The following is a 25,713-nucleotide window of genomic DNA, read 5'->3' as shown; positions in this document are numbered from 1 at the left end:
GGCGCCGGCGCACATTTCGCGACCGGCGCCGTGGCCTGTTCCGTGATCACCCGGCAGCGGGCCAAGATGGGGGCATGACCGGGCGCTGGGAATTCTGGATCGACCGTGGCGGCACGTTCACCGATGTGGTGGGACGGCGCCCCGACGGGCAACTCGTCACCCGCAAGCTCCTCTCGCACGACCCGGACCGCTACCGGGACGCCGCCGTGGCCGGAATCCGGCTCATGCTGGGGCTCGGAGCGGGCGAACCGGTCCCCGCCGACCGGGTCGCCGCCGTGAAGATGGGCACCACCGTCGCCACCAACGCCCTGCTGGAGCGGCGCGGCGAACCGACCGTCCTGGTCATCACCGAAGGCTTCCGGGACGCCCTGCGCATCGCGTACCAGAACCGCCCCCGCCTCTTCGACCGCCGCATCCTGCTCCCGGAAGCCGTGTACGACCGGGTCATCGAGGTCCCCGAGCGCATCGACGCCCACGGCCGGACCGTCGTGCCGCTGGACCGGGAGGCCGTGGCCGGGCGGTTGCGCGCCGCCCGGGAGGACGGGCTGAGCAGTGCGGCCGTCGTCCTGATGCACGGCTACCGCCACCCGGCCCACGAGCAGGCCGTCGCCGCCGAGGCCAGGGCCGCCGGATTCACCCAGATCAGCTGCTCCCACGAGGTCAGCCCGCTGATCAAGCTCGTCCCGCGCGGGGACACCACCGTCGTGGACGCCTATCTCTCACCGATCCTGCGCCGGTACGTCGACTCGGTCGCCGCCGAACTGCCCGGCATCCGGCTGATGTTCATGCAGTCCAACGGCGGCCTGCGCGAGGCAGCGCACTTCCGGGGCAAGGACGCGGTGCTCTCCGGACCCGCGGGCGGGGTCGTCGGCATGGTCCGCACCTCGGCGCAGGCCGGCCACGACCGGGTCATCGGTTTCGACATGGGCGGCACCTCCACCGACGTCTCGCACTTCGCGGGCGAGTTCGAACGCGAACTGGGCACCGAGGTCGCGGGCGCGCGGATGCGCGTCCCCATGATGAACATCCACACCGTCGCGGCCGGCGGCGGCTCGGTCCTGCACTTCGACGGCCGGCGCTACCGGGTCGGCCCCGACTCGGCCGGGGCGGTCCCGGGTCCCGCCTGCTACCGCAGGGGCGGGCCGCTGACCGTCACCGACGCCCAGGTCATGCTGGGCCGCATCCGGCCCGCGCATTTCCCCGCCGTCTTCGGGCCGGACGGCGACCAGCCCCTCGACGCGGACATCGTGCGCGAACGCTTCGAGGAACTCGCCGAGGACGTCGCGCGGGCCACCGGCACCAAGCGCACCGCGGCCGAGACCGCCGCCGGGTTCCTGGAGATCGCCGTGCTCGCCATGGCGGGCGCGGTCAAGAAGATCTCCGTGCAGCGCGGACACGACATCACCCGCTACGCCCTCACGGGCTTCGGCGGGGCCGGCGGCCAGCACGTCTGCGCCGTCGCCGACGCGCTCGGCGTCGACACGGTCCTCGTACCCCCGCTGGCCGGTGTGCTGTCCGCGTACGGCATCGGCCTCGCCGACGCCACCGCCATGCGCGAGCAGTCCTTCGAAGCCGCCCTGGAAGGCGGGGCGGTGACCCGGGTACGGGAACTCTGCGACGAGCTCGCCGCCCGCACCCGGGCCGACCTGCGCGCCGACGGAGTCCCCGACGAAGCGATCAGCACCCGGGCCCGGGTCCTGCTGCGGTACGAGGGCACCGACGCGAGCCTCCCCGTCGCCTTGGACACGGCGGCGGCCATGACCGAGGCGTTCACCCACGAGCACCGCTCCCGCTACGGCTTCACGGCGGACCGGCGGCTCATCGTGGAGACGGTCTCCGTCGAGGCCACCGGAACGGCCGGCGCGCACGCCGAGATCCGGCCGGCCGAGCGGGACGAGGACGCCCCCACCACGCCCCGCCCGCACGACACCGCGCGGATGTTCGCGGACGGCCGGTGGCAGGAGGCCCCGCTCCACCTCAGGACCGGCCTCAGGGCCACCGACACCGTCACCGGCCCCGCCGTCATCGCCGAGGCCGACGCCACCACCGTCGTGGACCCGGGCTGGCAGGCCGAACTCGCCGCCACCGGACACCTGGTCCTCACCCGGGCCCGCCCGCGCCCCGCCCGGCAGGCCGTCGGCACCCGCGTCGACCCGGTCATGCTGGAGGTCTTCAACAACCTCTTCATGTCGATCGCCGAGCAGATGGGCGTGACCCTGGAGAACACGGCCCGCTCCGTCAACATCAAGGAACGGCTCGACTTCTCCTGCGCGCTGTTCGACGCGCACGGCAACCTGATCGCCAACGCCCCGCACATCCCGGTGCACCTCGGCTCCATGGGGGAGTCCATCAAGGAGGTGCTCCACCGCAACGCCGAAACCATGCGCCCCGGCGACGTGTACGCCATCAACGACCCGTACCACGGTGGGACCCACCTGCCCGATGTCACCGTCGTGACGCCCGTGTTCGACGAGTCCGGCAGCACGCCGGTGCTGAAGTTCCTGGTGGCCTCGCGCGGCCACCACGCCGAGATCGGCGGCATCACCCCCGGCTCCATGCCCGCCTTCAGCCGCACCGTCGAGGAGGAGGGCGTCCTCTTCGACAACTGGCTCCTGGTGCGGGACGGCACCCTGCGCGAGGACGCCACCAGGCAACTCCTCACCACCGCCGCGTACCCCTCCCGCGACCCCGCGACCAACCTCGCCGACCTGCGCGCCCAGATCGCCGCCAACGAGAAGGGCATCGCCGAACTGCGCGCCATGGTCGAGCAGTTCGGCACCGAAGCCGTGGACGCCTACATGGGCCATGTGCAGGACAACGCCGAGGAGTCGGTACGCCGCATCATCGCCGGGCTGCACGACGGGCGCTACCGGTACGAGACCGACAACGGCGCCGTGATCGAGGTGACGCTCACCGTCGACCGCGAGGCGCGCAGCGCGGTGATCGACTTCACCGGCACCTCCCCGCAGCAGCCGGGCAACTTCAACGCCCCCACCTCGGTCGTCATGGCCGCCGTCCTCTACGTCTTCCGCACCCTGGTCGCCGAGGACATCCCGCTCAACAGCGGCTGCCTCACCCCGCTGGAGATCAGGGTCCCCGAGGGCTCCATGCTGGCGCCCGCCCCGCCCGCCGCCACGGTCGCCGGCAACGTCGAGACCTCGCAGGCCGTGACCGGTGCCCTCTACGCCGCCCTCGGCGTCCAGGCAGAGGGCTCCGGCACCATGAACAACCTCACCTTCGGCAACGACCGGGTGCAGTACTACGAGACGGTGGCCAGCGGATCGGGCGCGGGCGAGGACTTCGACGGCACCGACGCCGTACAGACCCACATGACCAACTCCCGCCTCACCGACCCCGAGATCCTGGAGTGGCGCTACCCGGTCCTGCTGGAGAGCTTCCGGGTACGGGAGGGCAGCGGGGGAGCGGGCCGCCACCACGGCGGCCGCGGGGTGGAACGCCGCATCCGCTTCCTCGAACCGGTCACGGTGGCCCTGCTCACCGGACACCGGCGGGTCCCGCCGTACGGCATGGCGGGCGGCGCGCCCGGCGCACTGGGCAGCCAGCACATCGAACACCCCGACGGCAGCCGCACCCCGCTCAAGGGCTGCGACAGCGCGGACACCGGCGCCGGGGACGTGCTCGTCCTGCGCACCCCCGGAGGCGGCGGATACGGGGAGCCGGCCGAGGACGCCGGGGGCGGCTGAGCGCCGGACGGCCGGGCGGCGGGGCGTGACCGACTCCGGGGCAGGCGGGCCCTTCTGCGCCGTTTCGACCGTTGTCAGTCCGAGGACCTAATCTGTGCAGCGTGACTTCGCCTGCCTACACGGACAACGCTGCGCCCCAGCTCAGCGCGGGGCCCCGGCCCGCACCGGGCCCGGCCGCCGACGAGGGGCTCTCGCGTCGGCTGCGCGCGCTCGCCTGCACCGCGCCGCTGCACGACCTGGACGTCCGCAAGGCGAACCTCGCCGGTGAGTACAGCGGCTACGCCATGGCCGAGGTCGCCCTCGCGGCCATCGACCACGTCACGCTCAACATGGACTTCGACACCGGCGCCGACCACGACCAGATAGTGACCAGGCTCCTCCCGCGCGTCGCCGCCCAGGCCCCCGGCCGCCCGGCCGCCGAGCACGAACGGGTCGCCCGCTGGGTCCTGGAGAACCTGATCAACGTCGGCAGCGTGGACCGTGGATTCCGCGCCGTCTACGGCACGTTCGGGCCCGACGGCGTCTACGTCCGCCGCGACTACGACTTCAAGCTCATCGAGGAGGTCCCCGGGCACGGCGGCAGCGTCTACCTCAGGGCCACCGACGAAGCGGTCAACGTCCTGGTCGGAGCCCTCGACACGGACGTCACCAGCGCCCAGATCGCCGCCGAGGTGAAGCTGGAGGTCCTGATCAGCCGGGGCAGGCTGGCCGACGCCCAGCTCGCCGCCGAGCAGGCCCGCTACCGGACCGTGCAGTACGCGGAGACCCTCCGCAAGACGCTCGACGCCACCCGGCGCAACGTCCGCGCGGTCGACTGGCTCAACACCGTGCCCGACATGATCGCCGAGGCGCTCGACCACGTAGCCGACCGCTACCGCCACGAGAACGCGATCCTCACCAACATCCGCAAGGCCCGCGACGAGGCCGAGGATCCCGAGCACAAGCGCCGCGCCGCCGAGCTGGTCGACATCGTCAAGGACTGCATCCGCCGCCACACCCAGCTCCAGTCCCGGCTGCTGGAGGCCGGCCCCCTCTTCCGCGCCGAACAGGACCGGCAGGCCTTCGCCGCACCCGCCGCCCGCACCGGCCTCGATCTGTACGGACAGCTCCTGGCCCCGCTGCTGCCGCTCCCCGTCGAACAGGCGACCCGGGCCACCGACGCCTTCTTCGCCCGGGGCACGGGCCTGCGCACCCCGGTCTCCGTCCGGGTGGGCGACCTGGTCGACCTGCTCCTGAGCCCGCCGCCGGCCCGCGAACACCTCGGCGCCGAGATGCCCGAGCCGGACCTCATCGCCACCCCGGACGACAGCCGGTTCAGTGAGGAGCAGCTGGCCGCCGCGATGGAACTGCTCGATCTGGAGCACGACGCGCCGCGCCGCCTGTCCGGGCTCCTGGCCGACGCCCGGCGGAGCGATTCCGACCTGCCCTACCTGGTCGCCCTGCTCGCGGTGCACGCCGCGAGCCCCCCGGTCGGCACCGCCTACCGCCAGGGCGAGCGCCGTCTGCTCTTCTCCGTGGACGACGGCACCCCGCTGGACGACGACGAGTTCGGCGGCGCCGACCTGATCGTGGGCACCGCCCTGCTCGACGCGGCCGGCATGGCGGCGGACCGCTCGGAGGCGTCATGACCTCCCGCCCACCTTTCCGTACGAGTGGCTCCGGGGCCCCGCACCGGCCCCTCCGCAGAACTCTTCACCGGACTTTCCGCAGCAAGGAGCGAGTGTCGTGAGCGACCACCGCGCAGAGCACACCGACGCGTGGAGCGAGCCCGCCGACCGGCCCGCCTCCGCCTACGAGCCCGACCGGGCCGCGCCCGCACCGGCCGCCGTCACCCCGGCGGACGCGGCCGACGCCGCCCGGCTCGTCGCCTTCGGCCTCCAGCCCAAGCTGCTGCCCGCCCGCGACGCCGAGTACGCCGAACTGCTGCGCCGCTACCGGGACGACACCGCCTTCGCCCGGCTCGCCGACGCCGTGGCCACCGGTCTCGGCCTCATCGTCCTGGAGGTCTCCCCCCGGGCCGGCATGGCCGTCACGGCGGGCGAGGACTCGGTCTTCGCCGTCCGCATGGGCGACTACGCCCGCCGCGCCTCGTCGGACTCCGCGGACCGCTTCCTGCACGGCCTCGCCCACCTCGCCGTCGCCGCCATGGCCTTCCCGCGCCCCGAGGACCTCGCCGACGACGCGTACATCGGCCGGATCACGGTCAACGGCGTCGACGCCTTCGTCCGCCAGGCGTGCAACCGCCTGGAGGAGCGCGCCGAGGAGCAGGGCGACAACACCGACCCGGTCAGCGAGGCCCCGGGCCTGGAGGCCGGCTGGCGCGTCTACGCCCGGCGCAGCGCCACCGGCGCGACGAAGGACGCCCGCCGGCTCGCCGGTTCCACCACCGGCATCATCGGCAAGGCCGTCGCCTTCCTCACCGACTCCGGCTTCCTCCAGCGCACCGGAGACGACGCCGGAGGCACCTACCGCACCACCGCCCGCTACCAGCTCCAGGTCCGCGACATGGCCGGCAGCGCCGCCATGGCCGAGCTCCTGGAGCTGGGCGTCGTCCCCGTCACCGACGGCAGCGCCACCCTGCTGCCGCCCCCGGACCCCGACGACCTGGAACTGGCGGCCGACGCGGGCCTGCCCTTCCACGGCTGACCACCGCCGGGCCGGCCGCCCCGCCCCGACGTCTTTCCCCCCGCTTCCCGAACGACGAGAGTCCGCCGCCATGTACGAGCTGTCCCGGGTCCGCCTCTACTCCATCGGACCTGCCGGCGCACGCTACGCCGACACCGTGCTCGACCTGCGCGGAGTGGGCGAGCCCGTGCCCCACCCCGCCCCGGCGCAGGCGGAGTTCTTCGAGGAGGAACCGGTCGGCCCGCCGCGCAGGCCCGCCCCGGCCGGCGTGCTCTTCCTGGAGAACGGCGGCGGCAAGTCCGTCCTGCTGAAGCTGATCTTCTCGGTGATGCTGCCGGGCCACCGCAACACCCTGGGCGGCGCCAGCTCCGGCGTCCTGCGCAAATTCCTGCTCGCCGACGACTGCGGCCATGTCGCGCTGGAGTGGCAGCACACGCTGACCGGCGAGTGCGTGGTCGTCGGCAAGGTCAGCGAGTGGCGCGGACGCCAGGTCTCCAACGACCCCCGGAAGTTCGCCGAGGCCTGGTACTCCTTCCGGCCAGGACCCGGGCTCGGCCTCGACTCGCTGCCCGTCGCGGAGTCCACCGCCGTCGGCCGCCCCGCCGAGGGCGTCTCCGGCGCCCGGGGCAGGCGCCGCACCATGAAGGGCTTCCGGGACGCGCTCACCGAGGCCGGCAAGTTCTACCAGCACCTCGACGTGCACTGGGAAGAGATCCACGACCGCTGGAACGAACACCTCGGCGAACTGGGCCTGGACCCCGAACTTTTCCGGTACCAGCGCGAGATGAACGCCGACGAGGGCGAGGCGGCCGGCCTCTTCGCGGTGAAGAAGGACTCCGACTTCACCGACCTGCTGCTGCGCGCCGTCACCGACACCCGTGACACGGACGGCCTCGCCGACCTGGTCAGCGGCTTCGGCAACAAACTGGGCCGCCGCGCCGAACTCACCGCGGAACGCGACTTCACCGCCGGCTCCGTCGACCTGCTCGGCCGCATCGTCGAGGCCGCCGGAACCCGTGCCCGCACCCGCGACATCCACGCCGGCGCCGAGCGCCGCACCCGCACCCTGGCCCGCAGGCTCTCCGCCCGCGCCGGCGAGGAACGCGGCCGGACGGCCGAGCTCGCCCAGCAGGTCACCGCCGCCGCCCACACCGTCACGGGCGCCGAGGAGACCCGCGGCCGTCTCGCCCTGATCGCCGCCGAACTCGCCTACCGGCACGCGTCGCTGGCCCTGACCGCCGCCGAGAAGAGCGCCGCCGCCGGGCGCCGCGAGCTGGGCGACGCCCGCACCCTGCACTCCGCCTGGCAGGCCGCCGAAGCCGTCCTGCGCCACCGCGCCGCCGCCGACCGCTCCGCGCGCGTCGCCGTGGCGATCCGGGAGGCCGAGCGCGACGCCGCCCCCGCGCTCGCCGCCCGCGCCAGTGCGGCGGCCGACCTCGTACGGGCCCTGCACACCGCCGCCGAAGCGGGTGAGAACCGGGCCAACGAGGAGGAAGAGCGCTCCGACACCCTCCAGAGCGCCGGCGAGGCCGCCCACCGCGACGCCACCACCGCCGCCACCGAGGCCCAGCGTGCCCGCAGCGAGGCCGGCCATCTGCGCCAGCGCCTGGCCGAGGTGGAGCAGGAGACCGCCGAGGCCGTCCGGGCCGGCTGGCTGGACGACACCGCACCCCACGCCGACCCGGCCAGGGCCGCCCTCGCCGCCAACGACGCCGAACAGGCCGCCGTGGCCTCCTGGGACACCGCCCGCGAGGCCGCCGGCGCCGCCGCGGACCTGGCCAGGCAGGCCACCGCCGACGAGAGCCGCGCCGAACTGGCGGCGGCGCGCGCCGCCGACGGCGCCCGAGCCGCCGAACAGGCCTACGAGGCCGAGCTGAGGGCCGCCGAGTCGATCGCCGCCGAGCCCCGCCTCGCCGAACTGCTCGGGCTGCCCGCCGACCGGACCGGCGGGGTGCCCAGGCCCCGGCAGGCCGCCGCCCCCGGGACCGGGCAGAGCGCCGACAACCAGCACCGGCACGACGAGGGCCCCGGCTTTGGACCTGCCGCCCCGGACGGAGCCGAACCCGCCCCGCACGGCGCGCCCGCAGCCACCGCCGCACGGACCGCCGAACAGGCCCTCACCGCCGACGAGTTCGACCGCGGCGCGGATGAGCTGCGCGACCTGCTCGACCAGGGCGTCGGCGCCGCCGAACGACGCCTGTTCGAACTGCGCACCGCGGCGGCCGACGACTCACGCATCCTGGGCGCCCTCGGCGACGGCGGCCTCCTGCCGCCGGGACCCGACGTGCTCGCCACCGTGGAATACCTCGGCGAGCAGGGCATCCCCGCCCTGCCCGGCTGGCGCTACCTCGCCCAGGCCGTCGACCCCGCCGACCACGCGGCCGTCCTCGCCGCCCGGCCCGAGCTCGTCGACGGCGTCGTCATCACCGACCCCGACGCGCACGCCCGCGCCCGCGAAGTCCTCGGCGCCGCGGCTCTGCTGCCGCGCTCCGCCGTCGCCGTCGGCACCGCGGCCGCCCTGCTCGCCCCGGTGCCGGACCCGGGCACCGGCCCCTACGCCGGCGGCGACGGGGTCTTCCTCGTACCGCCGAACCCGGCCATGCACGACGAGCACGCCGCCGACGAGGAGCGCCACGCCCTGCGGAGCCGGGCCGCCGCCCGCGACGAGGACATCCGGGTGCTCGCCGCCCGTCTCGGAGCCGACCGCGCGCTCGCCGCCCGCATCGGCTCCTGGCGCGCCGACTGCCCGCCCGGCATGCTCGCCGAGCTCGCCGAAGCCGCCGGATCCGCCCGCACGGCAGCCGAGACGGCCGAGGCCGCCCTCGCCGAGGCACGTACGGTCCGGGCCGAGGCCGACGAGGCCGCCGCCGACACCGCCCGCGTCCGCGAGGAGCGCCAGGAGGCCGCCCAGCGCGCCCGCCGGGCCGCCGACGCGCTCGCCGGACTCGCCTTCCGGCTCCGCGAACGGGCGGGCTGGCAGGCCAAGCTGCGCGAACTGACCGACGAGGCGGCGGAGTCCGAGGCCCGCGCCACCGTGTTCCTGGAGCGGGCCCGGATCGCCGACGAGGACCGCCGGGCCGCCCAGCGCGCCGCCGACGACGCCCGCCGCACCGCCCGCGCCCTGCGCGCCGAACGGGCCGAGATCGCCGGCGCTCCCGAGACGATCCCGGACCTCGGCGACGACGCCCCGCGGCAGGCCCTGCCCGCCCTGCGCGAGGCCTACCGCGCGGCCTCCCAGCTCTACGAGAAGGTCGGCGTCGGCGCCGACCTGCGCGCCGAACAGGCCCGCGCAGAGAGCGACGAGAGCGCCGCGCTCGCCGAGCTGGACCGGCTCACCAACAAGGTCCGCACCCGGGCCGCCCAGCTCCTGGAGGGCACCGACGGCGCCGACGGCCCGTCCCGGCAGGCCGCCGCCGCCCGCGCCGAGTCCCTCGTCCAGCTCCTGGAGACCCGTGCCTCCACGGCCAGCGAGCAGCTCGGCCGGCTGCGCGGAGAAGCCGAACGCCTGGCGCCCGCCGACGGCGAGAGCCTGCACACCGAACTGCCCGACGAGCAGGTGCCCGCCGACGCCGAACAGGCCCAGGCCCTCCTGCGCACCGCCACCGCCGAGCTGGCCTCCGCGACCGCCGCACTGGACACCGCCCGCGCCGCGCACACCGAGCTGCTCCACTCCCACCGCACCGCCGAGGACTCGGCGGGCGGCTTCGAGGAGACCGCCGCCCTGCTGCGCGACCTGCTCAGGGACCACGGCGCCGATGACGACCCGGAGAGCCCCGAGCCGTACCCCGGCAGCCTGGAGGAGGCCCGGCAGTCCGCCGCCGAGGCCCGCCGCTCCCTGCGCGGCTGCGCCGCCGACCTGTCCGCCGCCGAAGCGGCCGTACGGGAGGCGAGCGATGTCCTCGTACGGCACGCCAACTCCACCCGCTACGAGCAGGTCCGCACCCCCGCCCGCCAGCAGATCCGCGAGCTGCCCGCGGCGGCGCTTCCCGAGCACGCGGAGAAGTGGGCCACCGCCTTCGCACCCCGGCTGCGGGTCCTCACCGACGAGCTGGCCCAGCTGGAACGCAACCGCGACTCCATCGTCGACCGGCTGCGCGGCCTCGTGGAGTCCGCGCTCACCACGCTCCGCTCCGCCCAGCGGCTCTCCCGGCTCCCCGAGGGCCTGGGGGAGTGGTCCGGGCAGGAATTCCTCCGCATCCGCTTCGAGGAACCCGACCAGGCCACCCTGACCGAACGGCTCGGAGAGGTCATCGACGAGGCGACGAAGGCGGCCCTCAAGAAGAACTCCGACCTGCGCCGGGACGGGATGTCCCTGCTCCTGCGCGGTGTCGGGGCGGCCCTGGAGCCCAGGGGCATCGCGGTGGAGATCCTCAAGCCGGACGCCGTCCTGCGCGCCGAGCGCGTACCGGTCGGTCAGATGGGCGACGTCTTCTCCGGCGGCCAGCTCCTCACCGCGGCCATCGCCCTGTACTGCACGATGGCCGCCCTGCGCAGCAACGACCGGGGACGCGACCGCGCCCAGCACCGCCACGCGGGCACGCTCTTCCTGGACAATCCGATCGGCCGCGCCAACGCCACTTATCTGCTGGAGCTCCAGCGCGCGGTTTCCGACGCGCTGGGCGTGCAACTGCTGTACACCACCGGGCTGTTCGATACGACGGCCCTCGCGGAATTCCCGCTCGTGATCAGGTTGCGCAATGACGCGGACCTGCGGGCGGGCCTGAAATACATCAGCGTCGAGGAGCACCTGCGCCCCGGACTGCCGCAGCAGGACCCGGGCAGCGAGACCGTGCACGGAGAAATCACCGCCACCCGCATGTTCAAGCGCGGCGCTCCGGCCCCGCGGACGCTGCCCGCGCAGGCCGCCTCCGAGCCCGCCGAGGAGACCCGCACGGCTCCGTAGCCTCCGGGGCGGCGGGGAGCGTCAGGCCCGGGAGAGACGGCGGTCGGCGCTCCCGCGGCGTATCCGGGAGGCCTCCCGCTGCGCGGCACGGGCCGCCCGGCGCGCCCAGCGGCGTTCGCGGCGCAGCTGCCGGGCCGAGCTGCTGGGCATGGAGACGACGCCGTTGCGCTGGTTCCACACCTGGCGGGTGACCCAGACGTCCAGCACCGACCAGGTCGCGACCACCGTGCTCGCCACCCCGCTCAGCACCATCGGGAAGGACAGCCAGGACCCGGCCAGCGCGGTCAGGAAGGCGACCATCGCCAGAATCACCGTCAACGACATGATGAGCACCGCCCGGACCGCCGCCGTGCGCACCGGGTCCGGCATCCGCCGCCGCAGCGCCGGCTCCTCGACCCAGAGCGGCCGGCGCGGAACAGCCGCCCACTCCCACTCCCACTCGCCCACGCCCTCCGCCGCCCCGGCCTCCGCCGGCTCCGCCGCGTCACGACGTTCCTGTGTGTCCAAGGCCCTTCACTCCCACCGCTGTCCGACTTCAGGGTTGCTGCCCGGCATACACCCTTTCTACGCGGACGGTCCGTCCCGTCCTGCCGAGAGTGCCCCCGCAGTCCCCCTACCCCCGTACTGATGGACGAGTGGCCCGCGGTGAAGATTCCTCCCAGCCGTCACGAAACGAAGAATTCCAGCCAACCGGGACGGGAAGGAACGTGCCGGTCCCCCGGGCCTCTTCCGTCTCTTCCGTGAATTTCATCTCCAGGAATACCAGGACAAGTCATGGTCAACTCCCGGTAAGGCGGCCGAAAATCGTCCGGACGTGCCTTCGAGTTGTCTGTGTGTCGGTAGTAGGCTCGCGCCGTTTGTTGACGAAACACCATCCCCGCCCCGCGGGGGCGAGCTGGGGGAGGCCATGCGCTTTCGCGGAAAGTCCATCCGCAGGAAGATCGTGGCGTTGCTGCTCGTGCCGCTCGTCTCCCTCACCGCGCTGTGGGGATTCGCCACTTACCTCACGGGGCGCGAGGCCGGGAAACTGCTCAGTGCGAGCGCCATCGTGGAGAAGGTGGGCCACCCCCTGGAGGACACCGTCCGGGTCATCCAGAGCGAGCGCCGCCAGACCCTCGTCTTCCTCGCCGACCCGCGCGCCTCCGACGCCCTGCCCGTGCTGCGCAACCGGCGCGCCGCCACCGACCGGGTCGTCGCCGAGGTCAGCCGCAGCGCCGAGCAGAAGGACATCCGCGACGCGCTCGGCCCGAGCGCCGAGACCCAGCTCGCCTCGATACTCGGCGCCGTCGAGGGACTGGACGCCCTGCGCGACTCCGTCGACGAACGCACCATCGGCCGGCTCAAGGCGATGGCCTACTACAACCGCCTCATCGACCCCTGCTACCGCTTCCTGACCGGCCTGCACACCATGGAGAACGTCACCATGGACCAGCAGGTCCGGGCGCTGACCGGACTGTCCCGCGCCCGCGAGATGCTTTCCAGGGAAGACGCCCTGATCGCTTCGGGCCTGCTGGCGGGCCGCCTCACCGCCCCCGAACTCCGGCAGATCTCCGACCTCGTCGCCCAGCGCCAACTGCTGAACGAGATCAACCTCGACCTGCTCCCCGCCTCCGAACGCCGGCGCGTCCAGCAGTACTGGCAGGGCCCGGACAGCGAGCCGCTGCGCTCCGCCGAGGACAAGATCATCAGCCAGGGCCCCACCACCAGCCCGCGCGCCGTCGACGCCGCGCGCTGGCAGGAAGTCGCCCCGCCCGCCCTGGAACGGCTGGCCAACGACTCGACCGAGATGAACAACCGCTTCCAGGACCGCGGCAAACCCGCCGGCTACGGAGTCCTGATCAAGGCGGGCATCGCCGGCGTCCTCGGCTTCCTGGCCCTCCTCGTCTCCGTCTTCGTCTCCGTACGCATCGGCCGCGAACTCGTCCGCGACCTCTCCCGGCTGCGCAAGGACGCCCACGAGGTCTCCGGGGTACGCCTGCCGAGCGTGATGCGCCGGCTCGCCGCGGGCGAGCACGTCGATGTGGAGACCGAGTCCCCGCACCTCCAGTACGAGCGCGACGAGATCGGCCAGGTCGGCCAGGCCCTCAACACCCTGCAACGCGCCGCCGTCGAAGCCGCGGTCAAGCAGGCCGACATGCGCCGGGGCGTCTCGGAGGTCTTCGTCAACCTCGCCCGGCGCAACCAGGTCCTGCTGCACCGCCAGCTCACGCTCCTGGACACGATGGAGCGGCGCACGGAGGACACCGAGGAACTCGCCGACCTCTTCCGCCTCGACCACCTCACCACCCGCATGCGCCGCCACGCCGAGGGCCTGGTGATCCTCTCCGGGGCGGCCCCGTCCCGGCAGTGGCGCAAGCCCATCCAGCTGATGGACGTGGTGCGGGCCGCCGTCGCCGAGGTCGAGGACTACGAACGGATCGAGGTCCGCCGGCTGCCCCGCATCGGGGTGGGCGGCCCAGCCGTCGCCGACCTCACCCACCTGATCGCCGAACTCCTGGAGAACGCCACGGTGTTCTCGCCCCCGCACACCGCCGTCCAGGTGCTCGGCGAGCGGGTCGCCAACGGCTTCACCCTGGAGATCCACGACCGGGGGCTCGGCATGCCCCCCGACGTCCTCCTGGACGCCAACCTCCGGCTCGCCGAGACCCCCGAGTTCGAGCTCTCCGACACCGACCGCCTCGGCCTCTTCGTGGTCAGCCGGCTCGCCCAGCGCCAGAACGTCAGGGTCTCCCTCCAGACATCCCCGTACGGAGGCACCACCGCGGTGGTGTTCATCCCCGCCGCACTCCTCACGGACGCCCCCGAATCGCACGGCACCGGCTTCCGCCTGGACCGCAGGTCCGAGAAGGCCATCGCCGGCGGGCCGGGCGGCGATGCCGCGCTCCACGAGCCCGGCCCCGGACCCGTGCCGGGCCGCCCCGGCGGACTGTCCCCGGTCCCGACAGGACTGGTCGACCCGGCCGTGCTGGACGGGCCCGTCGAGCTCGAAGGCCCCGAGGGGCCCCTGGACTTCACCCGCGACCCGGTCCTCGAAGCGGTGGCCGGACCCGGGCTCGACCCCGTACTCGACGGAGTGTCCGACCTGGAGGACACCGAGAGCGAGCGCGGCGGCATCTTCCGCGCCCGCGAACTGCGCCGCGACGGCGACCGCGAGCAGCACCAGCAGGCAGCCGACCACCTCGCGGACTCCGACGGCGTCCGGGCGCTGCGTCCCGAGGGCATCCGGCCGCTGCCCCGTCGCCGCAGGCCGCCGACGCTGGTCGCGGACCGGGGCCGCCGGGTCGACGAGGCCGGCCGGGCGCACCCCGGCGCCGACGATCCCGAAGCGGTCCGCCCGGTTCCGCCCGTGGACCGGCGCCGCGCAACCGAGCCCCGGCAGCCCACCGGCTTCCGCGAACGCGCGGAGCCCGCCGAACCCGCGGTGCCCGCACCCCGTTCGCCCCGGCCCGCCGCGGACACGGTGGGCGGACTGCCCCGCCGCGTCCGGCAGGCCAGCCTCGTCGTGCAACTGCGCGAGGGACCGGACGGCGGCACGGCAGGACCGGACCCGGTGGCGGCCCCCGACGACATCGAGCGGGACGCGGAAGAGGTACGCAGCCGTATGGCCTCGCTCCAGCGCGGCTGGCAGCGAGGCCGCCAGCAGAACGCCGAGGACGTGACCGGCCACGGTGACACAGCACAAGGAACCACTCCGGGAGGGGACGGTCCATGACCGCACCGAACGCCGCAGCACCCGACTCCGCACGCCAGGGGTCCGGCGAACTGAACTGGCTCCTCGACGAACTCGTCGAGCGCGTCGCCAGCATCCGCAAGGCGCTGGTGCTCTCCAGCGACGGCCTGGCCACCGGCGCGTCCAAGGACCTGTCGCGCGAGGACAGCGAGCACCTGGCCGCCGTGGCCTCGGGCTTCCACAGCCTGGCCAAGGGCGTGGGCCGGCACTTCGACGCGGGCCGGGTCCGCCAGACCGTGGTCGAACTGGACGAGGCGTTCCTGTTCGTCACGGCGGCCGGCGACGGCAGCTGTCTCGCCGTGCTGGCCGAGTCCGAGTCGGACGTGGGGCAGGTGGCGTACGAGATGACGCTGATGGTCAAGCGCGTGGGCGCCCACCTGGCCAACGCGCCCCGGACGACCGGTCAGCCCTCCGGGGGGTGAGCGGACGGCATGAGCGCCGAATCGCCCGGCTCCCCGGACACCCCGGCAAGGCCGCGGGCCCCGCGCTGGTACGACGCCGACGCGGGGCCGGTCGTCCGCCCCTACGCGATGACCCGCGGGCGGACCAGCAGTGCGTCCCGCCACCGTCTCGACCTGATCGCGATCGTCGTGCCCGAACCCGCGGCCGACGACCCGGGCAGGGACCAGATGCTCTCCCCGGAGCATGTGGAGATCGTCGAACTCTGCAGTGAGCTGCCCCAGTCGATCGCCGAACTCGCCTCGGCCCTGGACCTCCCCGTGGGGGTGGTCCGGGTCCTGATCGGGGACCTCGTCGAGGACGAACTGGTGCATGTGACCCGTCCCGTTCCGCCGGCCGAGCTGCCGGACGTGAACATTCTCCGTGAGGTGATCAATGGCCTTCGGGCGCTCTAGCCGCAGCAGGCGGTCCGTGGAGCCCGTCACCCTCAAAATCCTGGTGGCGGGCGGCTTCGGCGTGGGCAAGACGACGCTGGTGGGCGCGGTCAGTGAGATCAGGCCGCTGCGCACGGAGGAGAGGCTGACCGAGGCGGGGCGTCCGGTGGACGACCTGGACGGCGTCGAGGCGAAGACCACGACGACGGTGGCCATGGACTTCGGGCGGATCACGCTCCGCGAGGACCTGGTGCTGTACCTCTTCGGCACGCCGGGGCAGGACCGCTTCTGGTTCCTGTGGGACGAGCTGGCCCAGGGTGCGCTGGGCGCGGTCGTCCTCGCGGACACCCGGCGCCTGGGGGACTGCTTCGCGGCGATCGACTACTTCGAGCGGCGCAAGATCCCGTTCGCGGTCGCGGTCAACTGCTTCGAGGGCACGGACCGCTTCCCGCCGGCGACGGTACGGGAGGCGCTCGACCTGGACCCGGAGGTGCCGCTCCTCACGTGCGACGCGCGGGACCGCCCGTCGGCGCGGGACGTACTGGTGGCCGTCGTCGAGCACGCGCTGTCCCGCGCGGACCGGGGGCGCGCGCCCGTGACGGCCCGGGTTCCGTGACGGCCCGGGTTCCGTGACCGCCTAGGCTTCCCGGCCGTTCTCGGCGAGCCACTTCGCGGCGGTCCGCGCCAGCTCGTGGTCGCGTCCGGCGAGCATCATCCGGATCATCTGCACATCGCCGCGCAGCGACCAGGCGGGGTGGCCGAAGGTGGCCGGGTTGTTCTTCTCGATCAGGAAATGGGCGGGCCAGGCCGTCCCGTAGCCGATCAGCGGCAGCGCGGCCGCGTACCGCTTGCGGCCGCGCGCCAGCCCGTACGCGGTGACGGCGAGGCCGGTCAGCGTGCCGGTGAGATGGACCCAGCGGGTCGCTGCCCGGGAGTGCATCGCGACGTAGTACGGCCAGAACTCTTCGTACGACTCGAACGTCTGCTGTGACATACGGGAACCGTAATGGCTGGACCGGCAACCGGAAACGGCCCGGCTGCGTCCGAAAGGAAGAAAGGGCGGCCGGAACCCACGGGGGTGGTCCCGGCCGCCTTTTCCGCTGCCCCCGGCGCCTCAGTGTCCGGCGACGGACCTCCGGGCCACCGGGAAGTCGAAATAGGTGTCGGGGAACAGCTCGGGCTGGAAGGTGTAGTGCCACCATTCCTCGGCCAGGTTCACGAAACCGGCTTCGGTGAGGGTCTCCTTGAGGAACTGCCGGTTGGCGCGCTGGACACCCTGGACGCGCGGGTCGTCCGTGTGCGAGAGCGTGTCGAAGCAGTCGAAGCCGGTGCCCATGTCGACCGAGTTGTCGGGGAAGCGCTCGGCCCGCGGCGCGTAACAGGGTGCGAGCCTCTCGCCCGGCCGGTACGGCCGGGTCGGCAGCGCGGGCAGCCGGACGAGGGTCAGGTCCACCGTGCTGCCCCGGCTGTGTCCGGACTTCTCCGCGATGTAGCCGTCCGCGAACAGCCGGGTCTTGTCGACCCGTGGATAGAACTCGGCCTTCATCGTCTGGTCGTCGAGGTCCTTCGCCCACCGCACGAAGTGGTCGACGGCCCGCTGCGGGCGGTAGCAGTCGTACACCTTCAGCGAGTACCCCTGCCGCAGCAGCCGGAGCTGGGCGCGGTGGAGGGCCTCGGCGGCCGGCCGGGTCAGGATGCAGAGGGACTGGCGGTAGCCGTCCACGGGCTCGCCCATGAAGTCGTGGGCGGTGGGGTAGCGCATCTCCTGCATGATCGTGGGGTCCACCGAACGCAGCGGGACGAACTCCCCGGGCGCCTTCGGCTCGGGCCGCGCCTGCGCCGCCGGGGCGGTGACGGTCACGGCGAGCAGGGCGGCGGCAGCGGCTGCCAGGGTACGGAATACGGTCGCGATACCTGTCATGAGCACATCCTCCAACGGCCGGTCCCGCCGGGAGGCCGATCCGGTACAGTCCGCGCGTGTCCGCCACCGTCTCCGCGCCCGGCCACCACGACTACGGGAGACACCCGGCCGGTGCGCGTACGGCGGGCGCCCGGCCGGCACGAGGAAACGGAGAATCCCGTGAAGCACTCCCACTGCGGCGGCTGCGGAGCCCCGTACACCGGCCTCGCGTCCCCCGACCACTGGCCCCGCACCTGCGCCGCCTGCGGTGACACCGCCTACCGCAACCCGCTCCCGGTCGCCGTCGCCCTGCTCCCCGTCACCGACGGGAACACCACCGGCCTGGTCGTCATCACCCGCACCATCGAACCCGCCCTCGGCGGCCTCGCGCTCCCCGGCGGCTTCATCGACCACACCGAGGACTGGAAACACGCGGTCGTACGCGAACTGCGCGAGGAGACCGGCATCGAGGCCCGCCCCGACGACGTCCGCCTCGCCGACGCCCTCAGCTCACCCGACGGGCACCTCCTCCTGTTCGGACTGCTCCCCGAACGGCCGGCCGCCGCCCTCCCGCCGTCCGCACCGACCGACGAGACGACCGGCCACACTCTCCTGCGCGCCCCCGCCCCACTCGCCTTCCCCCTCCACACCGAGGCCGCCGACGCCTGGTTCGCCGGCCGCTACCACTGACCCCGCTCACACCCCCCGCACCCGCACCGGCCGTTCCACACGGCCCTCCTCACCGTCACGCTCCACCACGACCCGCCCGTCCACCAGCCGCGTCGTGTACCGCTCGACCGTCACCGGCTCCCAGCCGTCACCCGCGTCCCCGACCACCGTCCCGCCACCGCCGCGCCCCACGACCGGGGCCCACACCTCCAGCTCCACCCCGCCGTCCGCGCCCCGCACCGGAATCACCGCCCCGGCCCGCGCGAGCACCGGCACCCGCGACAGCGGCGCCTCGACCACCACCTGCCCCGGCCCCTCGTACACCGCCCCGCTCACCGTGTCGTACCAGCGCCCCGGCGGCAGCCGCACCGCCCGCTCGGAAACCCCCGGCTCCAGCACCGGAGCCACCAGCAACGCGTCGCCCAGCAGATACGCGTCCTCGCAGTCGCGCAGCGCCCGGTCCCCGGGGGTCGACCACCACAGCGGACGGACGTACGGCGCCCCCGTCAGCCGGGCCAGCCGGGCCAGCGTCACCCAGTACGGGCGCAGCCGCTCCCGCTCCTCCAGCACCTCCCGCGCACCGGCCAGCACCACGGGCCCGAACTCCCACGGCTCCCGGCGGCCCGCGTCGATCGCCGCGTGCGTACGGAACAGCGGAAGGTACGCCCCCAGCTGGAACCACCGCAGATACAGCTCGGGCGACGGCGACCCGTCGAACCCGCCCACGTCGGGACCCGAGTACGGCACCCCGCACAGACCGAGACCCAGCACCAGCGCCAGCGACGCCCGCAGCCCCGGCCAGCCCGTCGCCACATCACCGGACCAGGTGCCCCCGTAGCGCTGCATCCCCGCCCAGCCGGAGCGCGAGAACAGGAACGGCCGCTCGTCCGGCCGCAGCCGGGCCAGCCCCTCGTACCCGGCACGCGCCATCGCCAGGCCGTACACGTTGTGCGCCTCGCGGTGATCCCCGCCGCGCCCCTCCAGCGCGTGCCGCGCCGAGCGGGGGAGCGACGGATCGCCGAACGGCGTGAACGACACCGGCTCGTTCATGTCGTGCCACACCCCGGAGAAACCCCGCGCCAGACGCTCCTCGTACAGTCCGCCCCACCACGCGCGCACGTCCGGATCGGTGAAGTCCGGATAGACGCACGCCCCCGGCCACACCTCCCCGCGCACCACCCGCCCCCGGGCATCCCGTACGAACGCGCCCGCGGCGCCCACCGCCCGGCCCGAGTCGTGGACCTCGTCCCCCGCCACCGCCGCGACCGCCGGGTCCACGATCGACACCAGCCGCACCCCGTCCTCCCGCAACTCCTTCGCCAGGCCGGGCAGATCGGGGAACCGCTCCCGGTCCACCGTGAACACCCGGTGCCCGTCGAAGTGGTCGATGTCCAGATGCAGCGCCGACAGCGCGAGCCCCCGCTCCCGGTACCCCGCCGCGACACGCCGCACCTCCCGCTCGCTCCCGAACCCCCACCGCGCGTGCTGCGGACCCAGCGCCCAGGACGGCGGCACCACGGCCGCCCCCGTCAGCGCCGACCAGCCCGCCAGCACCCGGGCCGGCGTGCCCGCCACCACCCAGCAGCGCAGCGGCCCCCCGTCCATCCGCACCTCCGACATCCCCGGCCGGTCGTGCCCGGACCCCGCCCCCTCCTTCCCCTCCCGCAACGACACCCGGCCCGACCAGGAGTTGTCGTGGAACACCAGATGAGTTCCCGCGTCCGAGACGACCACCTGCACCGGCATCGTCAGATACAGCGGATCGTCACCCGGCCCGAACCGCCCGCCCGGATCCGTGTTCCACAACCCGTACGACCCGTCCCGCAGCCGCGGCCCCGAAGCCCGCCCGCCGAGCCCGAAGAACCGCGCGTCCGCCGGCACCTCCGAGCGCTGCACCCACCGCGCGTCCCCGCCGCCCACCGGCTCCCACCACCTCGGCGGCAGCTCCCGGCGCAGCACCACCCCGCCCGGCGTCCGCAGCTCCACCGCCCCGTGCCGGGACACCGCGACCGTCAGCCGCTCCGACACCACCTGCCAGCCACCGTCCGTACCCGGCTCCAGCACCGCCCTCGGATCGGCACCGGGCGCCTCCCTCGGCAACGCGTACGACGGCAGCGGCTCCGCACCGTCCCACCCCCAGAACACCGCACCGCCCACCGCCACCCGGATCCGCAGCTCCGAACGGGCGAACCTCACCACACCGCCTCCCGGCCCCGGCTCCGCCCCCGTCACGGGCCCCGGCACCCGCGCCCGCTCGGGACCGCGCGAGGGCAGCGCCCGCGCGTCCGCACGCACCCGGCGCCACGCCGAGCGCACCGTGCGCAGCCCCCGCTTCGAACCGACCAGCTTCACCGAGCGCACCAGGTCACGACCGTTCATGCGGTCACCCTGCCACCCGCGAGGGCGCGAACAGGCCCCGTTCAACTTCCGTTCACCCGCGCCGGTCCGCGGCGCACCCGCGCCCGTACGTGCCCGGACCACATACCGGGACACGAGAGCATGTACGGGCAACCCTGGTGCGAGAGACGATCACATGGCATCGTCCGTGGCGTCGCCTCACGCGCACACCCCAGCCCGTGCGCGCGACCTGCGCACACACCGCGTACCCGCTACAGCCAGGGAGCCGCCCCATGACCTCAGCAGCCGACGAAGCCCCCCTGTGGCAGCCCGGCCCCGACCGCATCGCGGCCGCAGCCGTCACCCGCTTCCAGAGCTGGGCCGCCGAGCACCACGGCGCACCGGCCGAGGGCGGCTACGCCAGTCTGCACCGCTGGTCCGTCGACCACCTCGACACCTTCTGGAAAGCCGTCGCCGAATGGTTCGACGTGCGCTTCTCCACCCCGTACGAGCAGGTCATCGGCGAGCGCTCGATGCCGGGCGCCACCTGGTTCACCGGCGCCACCCTCAACTACGCCGAACACGCGCTGCGCACCGCCGAGGACCCGCTGCGCGCCGGAGCCCCCGCCCTGCTCCACGTGGACGAGAGCCATACCCAGGCCGTCACCTCCTGGTCCGAGCTGCGCCGCCAGGTCGGCTCACTCGCCGCCGAACTGCGCGCCCTCGGCGTCACCCCCGGGGACCGGGTCAGCGGCTACCTCCCCAACATCCCCCAGGCGATCACCGCCTTCCTCGCCACCGCAGCCGTCGGCGGCGTCTGGACCTCCTGCGCCCCCGACTTCGGCGCCCGCAGCGTCCTCGACCGCTTCCAGCAGGTCGAACCCGTCGTCCTGTTCACCGTCGACGGCTACCGCTACGGCGGCAAGGAACACGACCGCACGGAGACCGTCGCCGAACTGCGCCGCGAACTGCCCACCCTGCGCGCCGTCGTACACATCCCGCTGCTCGGCACCGACGCCCCCGAAGGCACCCTCGACTGGTCCGCGCTCACCGCCGCCGACACCGAACCGGTCTTCGAGCAGGTCCCCTTCGACCACCCGCTCTGGGTCCTCTACTCCTCGGGCACGACCGGCCTGCCCAAGGCCATCGTCCAGTCCCAGGGCGGCATCCTGCTCGAACACTTCAAGCAGATCGGCCTCCACTGCGACCTCGGCCCCGAGGACCGGTTCTTCTGGTACACCTCCACCGGCTGGATGATGTGGAACTTCCTCGTCTCCGGCCTCCTCACCGGCACCACCCTCGTGCTGTACGACGGCAGCCCCGGCTACCCCGACGTCAGCGCCCAGTGGCGCGTCGCCGAACAGACCGGGGCCACCCTGTTCGGCACCTCCGCCGCCTACGTCATGGCCTGCCGCAAGGCCGGCATCCACCCGGGACGCGACCTCGACCTCTCCCGCGTCCAGTGCGTGGCCACCACCGGCTCCCCGCTCCCGCCCGACGGCTTCCGCTGGCTCCACGACGAAGTCGCCGAGGACCTGTGGATCGCCTCCGTCAGCGGCGGCACCGACGTCTGCAGCTGCTTCGCCGGAGCGGTCCCCACCCTCCCCGTCCACATCGGCGAACTCCAGGCCGCCTGCCTCGGCACGGACCTCCAGTCCTGGGACCCGGCGGGGCGGCCGCTGACCGGCGAGGTCGGCGAACTCGTCGTCACCCAGCCCATGCCGTCCATGCCAGTCCGCTTCTGGAACGACCCCGACGGCAGCCGCTACCACGACAGCTACTTCGACGTGTACCCCGGCGCCTGGCGCCACGGCGACTGGATCACCATCACCGGCCGCGGCTCCGTCGTCATCCACGGCCGCTCCGACTCCACCCTCAACCGGCAGGGCGTCCGCATGGGCTCCGCCGACATCTACGAAGCCGTCGAACGACTCCCCGAGATCCGCGAATCCCTCGTCATCGGCCTGGAGGAGCCCGACGGCGGCTACTGGATGCCGCTCTTCGTCCACCTCGCGGAGGGCGCCGCCCTCGACGACGACCTGCGCGACAGCATCAAGCGCACCATCCGCGAGAACCTCTCACCGCGCCACGTCCCGGACGAGGTCATCGAGGTCCCCGGCATCCCGCACACCCTCACCGGCAAACGCATCGAGGTTCCGGTCAAACGCCTGCTCCAGGGAACGGCCCTGGACAAGGCCGTCAACCCCGGTTCGATCGACAACCTGGAGCTCCTCCACTTCTACGAGAAGCTCGCCCGCGAACGCCGCTGAACCCGCCACTGTCAGTGCCCATGACTACTCTGAGTGAGCAATGTTCGACAGCGCACTGGGGGAAGTCATGGCGCACACCAGGAACAAGCGGACCACCGTCCACGGACGGACCGGCACCACCATGCGACGCACGCTGCGCCGCGAAGCACCGACCACCATCGGCCTGCTGACCGATGAACAGGACTTCGCGGCGATGCGGCGCTACCGCACCTTCACCTTCGAGGACCACGGCGTCTACCTGAAGCAGGTGGAAGGCCTCCTCAGGACCCTCACCGCCCAGGGCGTGCACACGACGGTCGCCCTCTTCGACCCGCAGGAGTACGCGGAGTACTGCGCGGAGGCGGGAATCGCCCCCGACACTCCGGCCGGCCGCAGCCGCTTCACCGCGGAGATCGCCGCCTGCGGAGCCACCGTCGCCTACGCGGGCCAGCCGATGGACGCCCTGATCCCGGCCCTCGTCGGACGGGCGGTCCGCCGGGCCACCTGGGAGTACGCCACCATGCTGCTGGCCGGCCTCGGCGACTGCGCCGACTGCGGCCAGGACATCGGGCGCGCGGCCTTCGACCGCGCCTCCCACCTCCTGGAGCGCACCCTGGCGGCGGCCGGTCCCGGCACCCATCACCTGGTGTGCAGCACACCCACGCGGCACGAGCAGCTGCTCGCCGCCCTGCACACCGACCGGGACGGCACGGGACCGGCCTGCCTCGACTCCGCGGAGGGCGCCGAATTCGTCAGCGTGCTGGCCGTCGGTATCGCCTTGGAGAGCCACGGCGGAGTCGTCCTGCGGACCAGCGCGCCCGGCGCCCCGGACCGGGTGCACGGCTGGCGGCTCGACGGGGGATGCCTCGCCCCGCTGACCGCCGGCGAGGTCTTCAGCGCCTACTGCACCGACGCCGACACCGGTGAACCGGTCGCCCCGGAGTCCGGCGTGGAGTACTGCGCGGGCTTCGACATCGGTGCCGACGAGCCGGAGCAGCACCGCTGACACGGCGAAGGGGCTTCCCGCCTCTCCCGGCGGGAAGCCCCTTCCCCTCTCGTTCCGCCGGCTCTCGTGCTGCCGGCGCGGACCTACTCGCCCGACAGCACCGCCTGCGCCGCGAGGCGCGCTTCCTCGGCGGATTCCGTCGCACGCGCGGCCGACGCGGCCCGCTCGCACTGGGCGAGCGTGTACTTGGCCAGCGTGGTGCGCACATAAGGAATGGAGGCCGCGCCCATCGACAGCGACGTCACACCGAGACCGGTCAGCACACAGGCGAGCAGCGGATCGGAGGCCGCCTCACCGCACACACCGCAGCTCTTCCCCTCGGCCTTGGCCGCCTCGGCCGACATCGCGACCAGATCCAGCAGCGCGGGCTGCCACGGGTCCTGGAGCCGGGACACCGCACCCACCTGACGGTCGGCGGCGAAGGTGTACTGCGCCAGGTCGTTGGTGCCCAGCGACAGGAACTCGACCTCCTGCAGCACCGAGCGCGCCCGCAGCGCCGCGGACGGGATCTCGACCATCGCACCGAACTTCGCGTTCAGCCCGGCCGCACGGCACGCGTCGGCGAAGGCCTTGGCGTCGGCACGGTCGGCGACCATCGGAGCCATGACCTCAAGGTAGACGGGAAGCCCCTCGGCCGCCTTGGACAGCGCGGTCAGCTGGGTACGCAGCACGTCCGGGTGGTCCAGGAGGCTGCGCAGCCCGCGCACACCGAGCGCCGGGTTCGGCTCGTCCGCCGGCGTGAGGAAGTCGAGCGGCTTGTCCGCCCCGGCGTCCAGTACCCGCACCACGACCCGGCCCTCGGGGAAGGCCTCCAGCACCGCGCGGTACGCGGCGATCTGCTTCTCCTCGGACGGCGCCTGCGTGCTGTCGTCCAGGAAGAGGAACTCGGTACGGAACAGGCCCACGCCCTCCGCACCCGCCTCTACGGCCGCCGGCACGTCACCGGGACCGCCGACGTTGGCGAGCAGCGGCACCTTGTGCCCGTCCGACGTGGCGCCGGGACCGGTCGACGCCGACAGCGCGGCCTTGCGCGCGGCGGCGGCGCTCTCCATCTCCGCCCGCTTCGCGGCGCTCGGCTCGACGAAGATCTCGCCGGTGCTGCCGTCCACGGCGATCAGCGTGCCCTCGGCCAGCTCGCCGGCTCCGGGCAGCGCCACCACGGCGGGCACACCGAGCGCCCGCGCCAGAATCGCGCTGTGGCTGGTCGGCCCGCCCTCCTCGGTCACGAAGCCGAGTACCAGCGCCGGGTCCAGCAGCGCCGTGTCGGCGGGCGCGAGGTCACGCGCGATGAGGACGTACGGCTCGTCGCTGTCCGGCACACCGGGCATCGGCACACCGAGCAGACGGGCCACGATCCGGTTGCGCACGTCGTCCAGGTCGGCGACCCGGCCGGCCAGATATTCGCCGGCGCCCGCCAGCAGCGCCCGGTACGAGGCGAACGCGTCGTACACACCGCGCTCGGCGGTGCTCCCGACGGCGATGCGCCGTTCGACATCGGCGATGAGTTCGGGATCCTGGGCCATCATGGCCTGGGCCTCCAGCACGTGCTGGGCCTCACCACCGGCCAGGTTGCCGCGCGCGATGAGGTCGGCGGCCACAGCCTCCACGGCCTGCCGGGCCCGGCCCTGCTCGCGCTCCGCCTCCTCGGCGGGGATCTGCTTGGCCGGCGGTTCGAGCACCGCGGTGCCCATGTGCCGTACCTCGCCGATCGCCACACCGTGGCTCACGCCTACGCCTCGCAGCGTTGTCTCCATTTC

Annotated in this window: 16 protein-coding genes; 11 read left to right on the top strand and 5 right to left on the bottom strand. The window is 73.7% G+C overall.

Going from position 1 to position 25,713, the window contains the following annotated elements:
- The first annotated feature begins 74 nt into the window (after positions 1-74).
- The 4 genes from P8A18_RS03805 to P8A18_RS03790 all read left to right on the top strand — a co-directional run bounded on the left by P8A18_RS03805 (position 75) and on the right by P8A18_RS03790 (position 11,232).
- Entirely contained in the window at positions 75-3,704 is a 3,630-nt protein-coding gene (locus P8A18_RS03805) for a hydantoinase B/oxoprolinase family protein (protein WP_306051841.1), read from the top strand.
- Between the two features lie 101 nt (positions 3,705-3,805).
- Complete coding sequence (locus P8A18_RS03800; protein ID WP_306051839.1) at positions 3,806-5,332, top strand: hypothetical protein; 1,527 nt, start codon at positions 3,806-3,808, stop codon at positions 5,330-5,332.
- A gap of 97 nt (positions 5,333-5,429) precedes the next feature.
- Positions 5,430-6,350, top strand: a complete 921-nt coding sequence (locus tag P8A18_RS03795; RefSeq protein WP_306051837.1) for a hypothetical protein — start codon at positions 5,430-5,432, stop codon at positions 6,348-6,350.
- A 70-nt stretch (positions 6,351-6,420) separates the two neighbouring features.
- Positions 6,421-11,232 carry a hypothetical protein gene (locus P8A18_RS03790; protein WP_306051835.1) on the top strand — a complete coding sequence of 1,604 codons (4,812 nt, stop codon included), beginning with the start codon at positions 6,421-6,423 and terminating at the stop codon, positions 11,230-11,232.
- Positions 11,233-11,253: 21 nt separating this feature from the next.
- On the opposite strand, the gene P8A18_RS03785 is transcribed toward P8A18_RS03790, so the two are convergent.
- On the bottom strand, positions 11,254-11,739 hold the full coding sequence (locus P8A18_RS03785) for a hypothetical protein (RefSeq protein ID WP_371933635.1): 486 nt from the start codon (positions 11,737-11,739) through the stop codon (positions 11,254-11,256).
- 400 nt (positions 11,740-12,139) lie between these two features.
- On the opposite strand from P8A18_RS03785, the gene P8A18_RS03780 reads away from it, so the two are divergent.
- Genes P8A18_RS03780 through P8A18_RS03765 form a run of 4 tightly spaced genes read left to right on the top strand, consistent with a single transcriptional unit; the run spans position 12,140 to position 16,411 of the window.
- A complete protein-coding gene (locus P8A18_RS03780) occupies positions 12,140-14,944 on the top strand; it encodes a nitrate- and nitrite sensing domain-containing protein (RefSeq protein ID WP_306051833.1) in 2,805 nt (934 codons plus the stop codon).
- A complete protein-coding gene (locus P8A18_RS03775; RefSeq protein WP_306051831.1) occupies positions 14,941-15,384 on the top strand; it encodes a roadblock/LC7 domain-containing protein in 444 nt (147 codons plus the stop codon). Before P8A18_RS03780 ends, P8A18_RS03775 begins: the two co-directional genes overlap by 4 nt.
- 9 nt (positions 15,385-15,393) lie before the next feature.
- Positions 15,394-15,816 carry a DUF742 domain-containing protein gene (locus tag P8A18_RS03770; protein ID WP_306051829.1) on the top strand — a complete coding sequence of 141 codons (423 nt, stop codon included), beginning with the start codon at positions 15,394-15,396 and terminating at the stop codon, positions 15,814-15,816.
- On the top strand, positions 15,797-16,411 hold the full coding sequence (locus P8A18_RS03765) for a GTP-binding protein (RefSeq protein WP_306051827.1): 615 nt from the start codon (positions 15,797-15,799) through the stop codon (positions 16,409-16,411). Before P8A18_RS03770 ends, P8A18_RS03765 begins: the two co-directional genes overlap by 20 nt.
- 21 nt (positions 16,412-16,432) lie before the next feature.
- Here the strand turns inward: P8A18_RS03765 and P8A18_RS03760 are convergent, their stop codons facing one another.
- On the bottom strand, positions 16,433-16,789 hold the full coding sequence (locus P8A18_RS03760) for an Mpo1-like protein (protein ID WP_306051825.1): 357 nt from the start codon (positions 16,787-16,789) through the stop codon (positions 16,433-16,435).
- 120 nt (positions 16,790-16,909) lie between these two features.
- Positions 16,910-17,716 carry a M15 family metallopeptidase gene (locus tag P8A18_RS03755; protein ID WP_306051823.1) on the bottom strand — a complete coding sequence of 269 codons (807 nt, stop codon included), beginning with the start codon at positions 17,714-17,716 and terminating at the stop codon, positions 16,910-16,912.
- A gap of 111 nt (positions 17,717-17,827) precedes the next feature.
- Between P8A18_RS03755 and P8A18_RS03750 the strand changes: the two genes are divergently transcribed.
- Positions 17,828-18,385: an NUDIX domain-containing protein gene (locus P8A18_RS03750; RefSeq protein ID WP_371933634.1), complete on the top strand. Its 558-nt coding sequence runs from the start codon at positions 17,828-17,830 to the stop codon at positions 18,383-18,385.
- Between the two features lie 6 nt (positions 18,386-18,391).
- On the opposite strand, the gene P8A18_RS03745 is transcribed toward P8A18_RS03750, so the two are convergent.
- Complete coding sequence (locus tag P8A18_RS03745) at positions 18,392-20,743, bottom strand: glycoside hydrolase family 31 protein (protein WP_306051819.1); 2,352 nt, start codon at positions 20,741-20,743, stop codon at positions 18,392-18,394.
- A gap of 251 nt (positions 20,744-20,994) precedes the next feature.
- Here P8A18_RS03745 and P8A18_RS03740 point away from each other — a divergent pair, with 251 nt between their 5' ends.
- Together P8A18_RS03740 and P8A18_RS03735 are read left to right on the top strand one after the other, a co-directional pair.
- Positions 20,995-22,971: an acetoacetate--CoA ligase gene (locus tag P8A18_RS03740; protein WP_306051817.1), complete on the top strand. Its 1,977-nt coding sequence runs from the start codon at positions 20,995-20,997 to the stop codon at positions 22,969-22,971.
- A gap of 40 nt (positions 22,972-23,011) precedes the next feature.
- Positions 23,012-23,956: a DUF8829 domain-containing protein gene (locus P8A18_RS03735; protein ID WP_306051815.1), complete on the top strand. Its 945-nt coding sequence runs from the start codon at positions 23,012-23,014 to the stop codon at positions 23,954-23,956.
- A gap of 83 nt (positions 23,957-24,039) precedes the next feature.
- Here P8A18_RS03735 and ptsP read toward each other — a convergent pair whose 3' ends face one another.
- Positions 24,040-25,710 (bottom strand): phosphoenolpyruvate--protein phosphotransferase, encoded by a 1,671-nt coding sequence (ptsP, locus tag P8A18_RS03730; RefSeq protein WP_306051813.1) that lies wholly within the window; start codon positions 25,708-25,710, stop codon positions 24,040-24,042.
- Positions 25,711-25,713: the final 3 nt, after the last annotated feature.

Origin of the sequence: Streptomyces sp. Mut1, from assembly GCF_030719295.1 — a bacterium.
GTDB lineage: Bacteria > Actinomycetota > Actinomycetes > Streptomycetales > Streptomycetaceae > Streptomyces > Streptomyces castrisilvae.
The sequence above is the reverse complement of the archived record's forward strand: the minus strand, read 5'-3'. Positions and strand labels throughout refer to the sequence as shown.

Coding starts and splice junctions, on each gene's coding strand:
- P8A18_RS03805 (WP_306051841.1), top strand. CDS start 75: ATGACCGGGCGCTGGGAATTCTGGATCGACCGTGGCGGCACGTTCACC.
- P8A18_RS03790 (WP_306051835.1), top strand. CDS start 6,421: ATGTACGAGCTGTCCCGGGTCCGCCTCTACTCCATCGGACCTGCCGGC.
- P8A18_RS03780 (WP_306051833.1), top strand. CDS start 12,140: ATGCGCTTTCGCGGAAAGTCCATCCGCAGGAAGATCGTGGCGTTGCTG.
- P8A18_RS03775 (WP_306051831.1), top strand. CDS start 14,941: ATGACCGCACCGAACGCCGCAGCACCCGACTCCGCACGCCAGGGGTCC.
- P8A18_RS03770 (WP_306051829.1), top strand. CDS start 15,394: ATGAGCGCCGAATCGCCCGGCTCCCCGGACACCCCGGCAAGGCCGCGG.
- P8A18_RS03765 (WP_306051827.1), top strand. CDS start 15,797: ATGGCCTTCGGGCGCTCTAGCCGCAGCAGGCGGTCCGTGGAGCCCGTC.
- P8A18_RS03760 (WP_306051825.1), bottom strand. CDS start 16,789: ATGTCACAGCAGACGTTCGAGTCGTACGAAGAGTTCTGGCCGTACTAC.
- P8A18_RS03755 (WP_306051823.1), bottom strand. CDS start 17,716: ATGACAGGTATCGCGACCGTATTCCGTACCCTGGCAGCCGCTGCCGCC.
- P8A18_RS03745 (WP_306051819.1), bottom strand. CDS start 20,743: ATGAACGGTCGTGACCTGGTGCGCTCGGTGAAGCTGGTCGGTTCGAAG.
- P8A18_RS03740 (WP_306051817.1), top strand. CDS start 20,995: ATGACCTCAGCAGCCGACGAAGCCCCCCTGTGGCAGCCCGGCCCCGAC.
- P8A18_RS03735 (WP_306051815.1), top strand. CDS start 23,012: ATGTTCGACAGCGCACTGGGGGAAGTCATGGCGCACACCAGGAACAAG.
- ptsP (WP_306051813.1), bottom strand. CDS start 25,710: ATGGAGACAACGCTGCGAGGCGTAGGCGTGAGCCACGGTGTGGCGATC.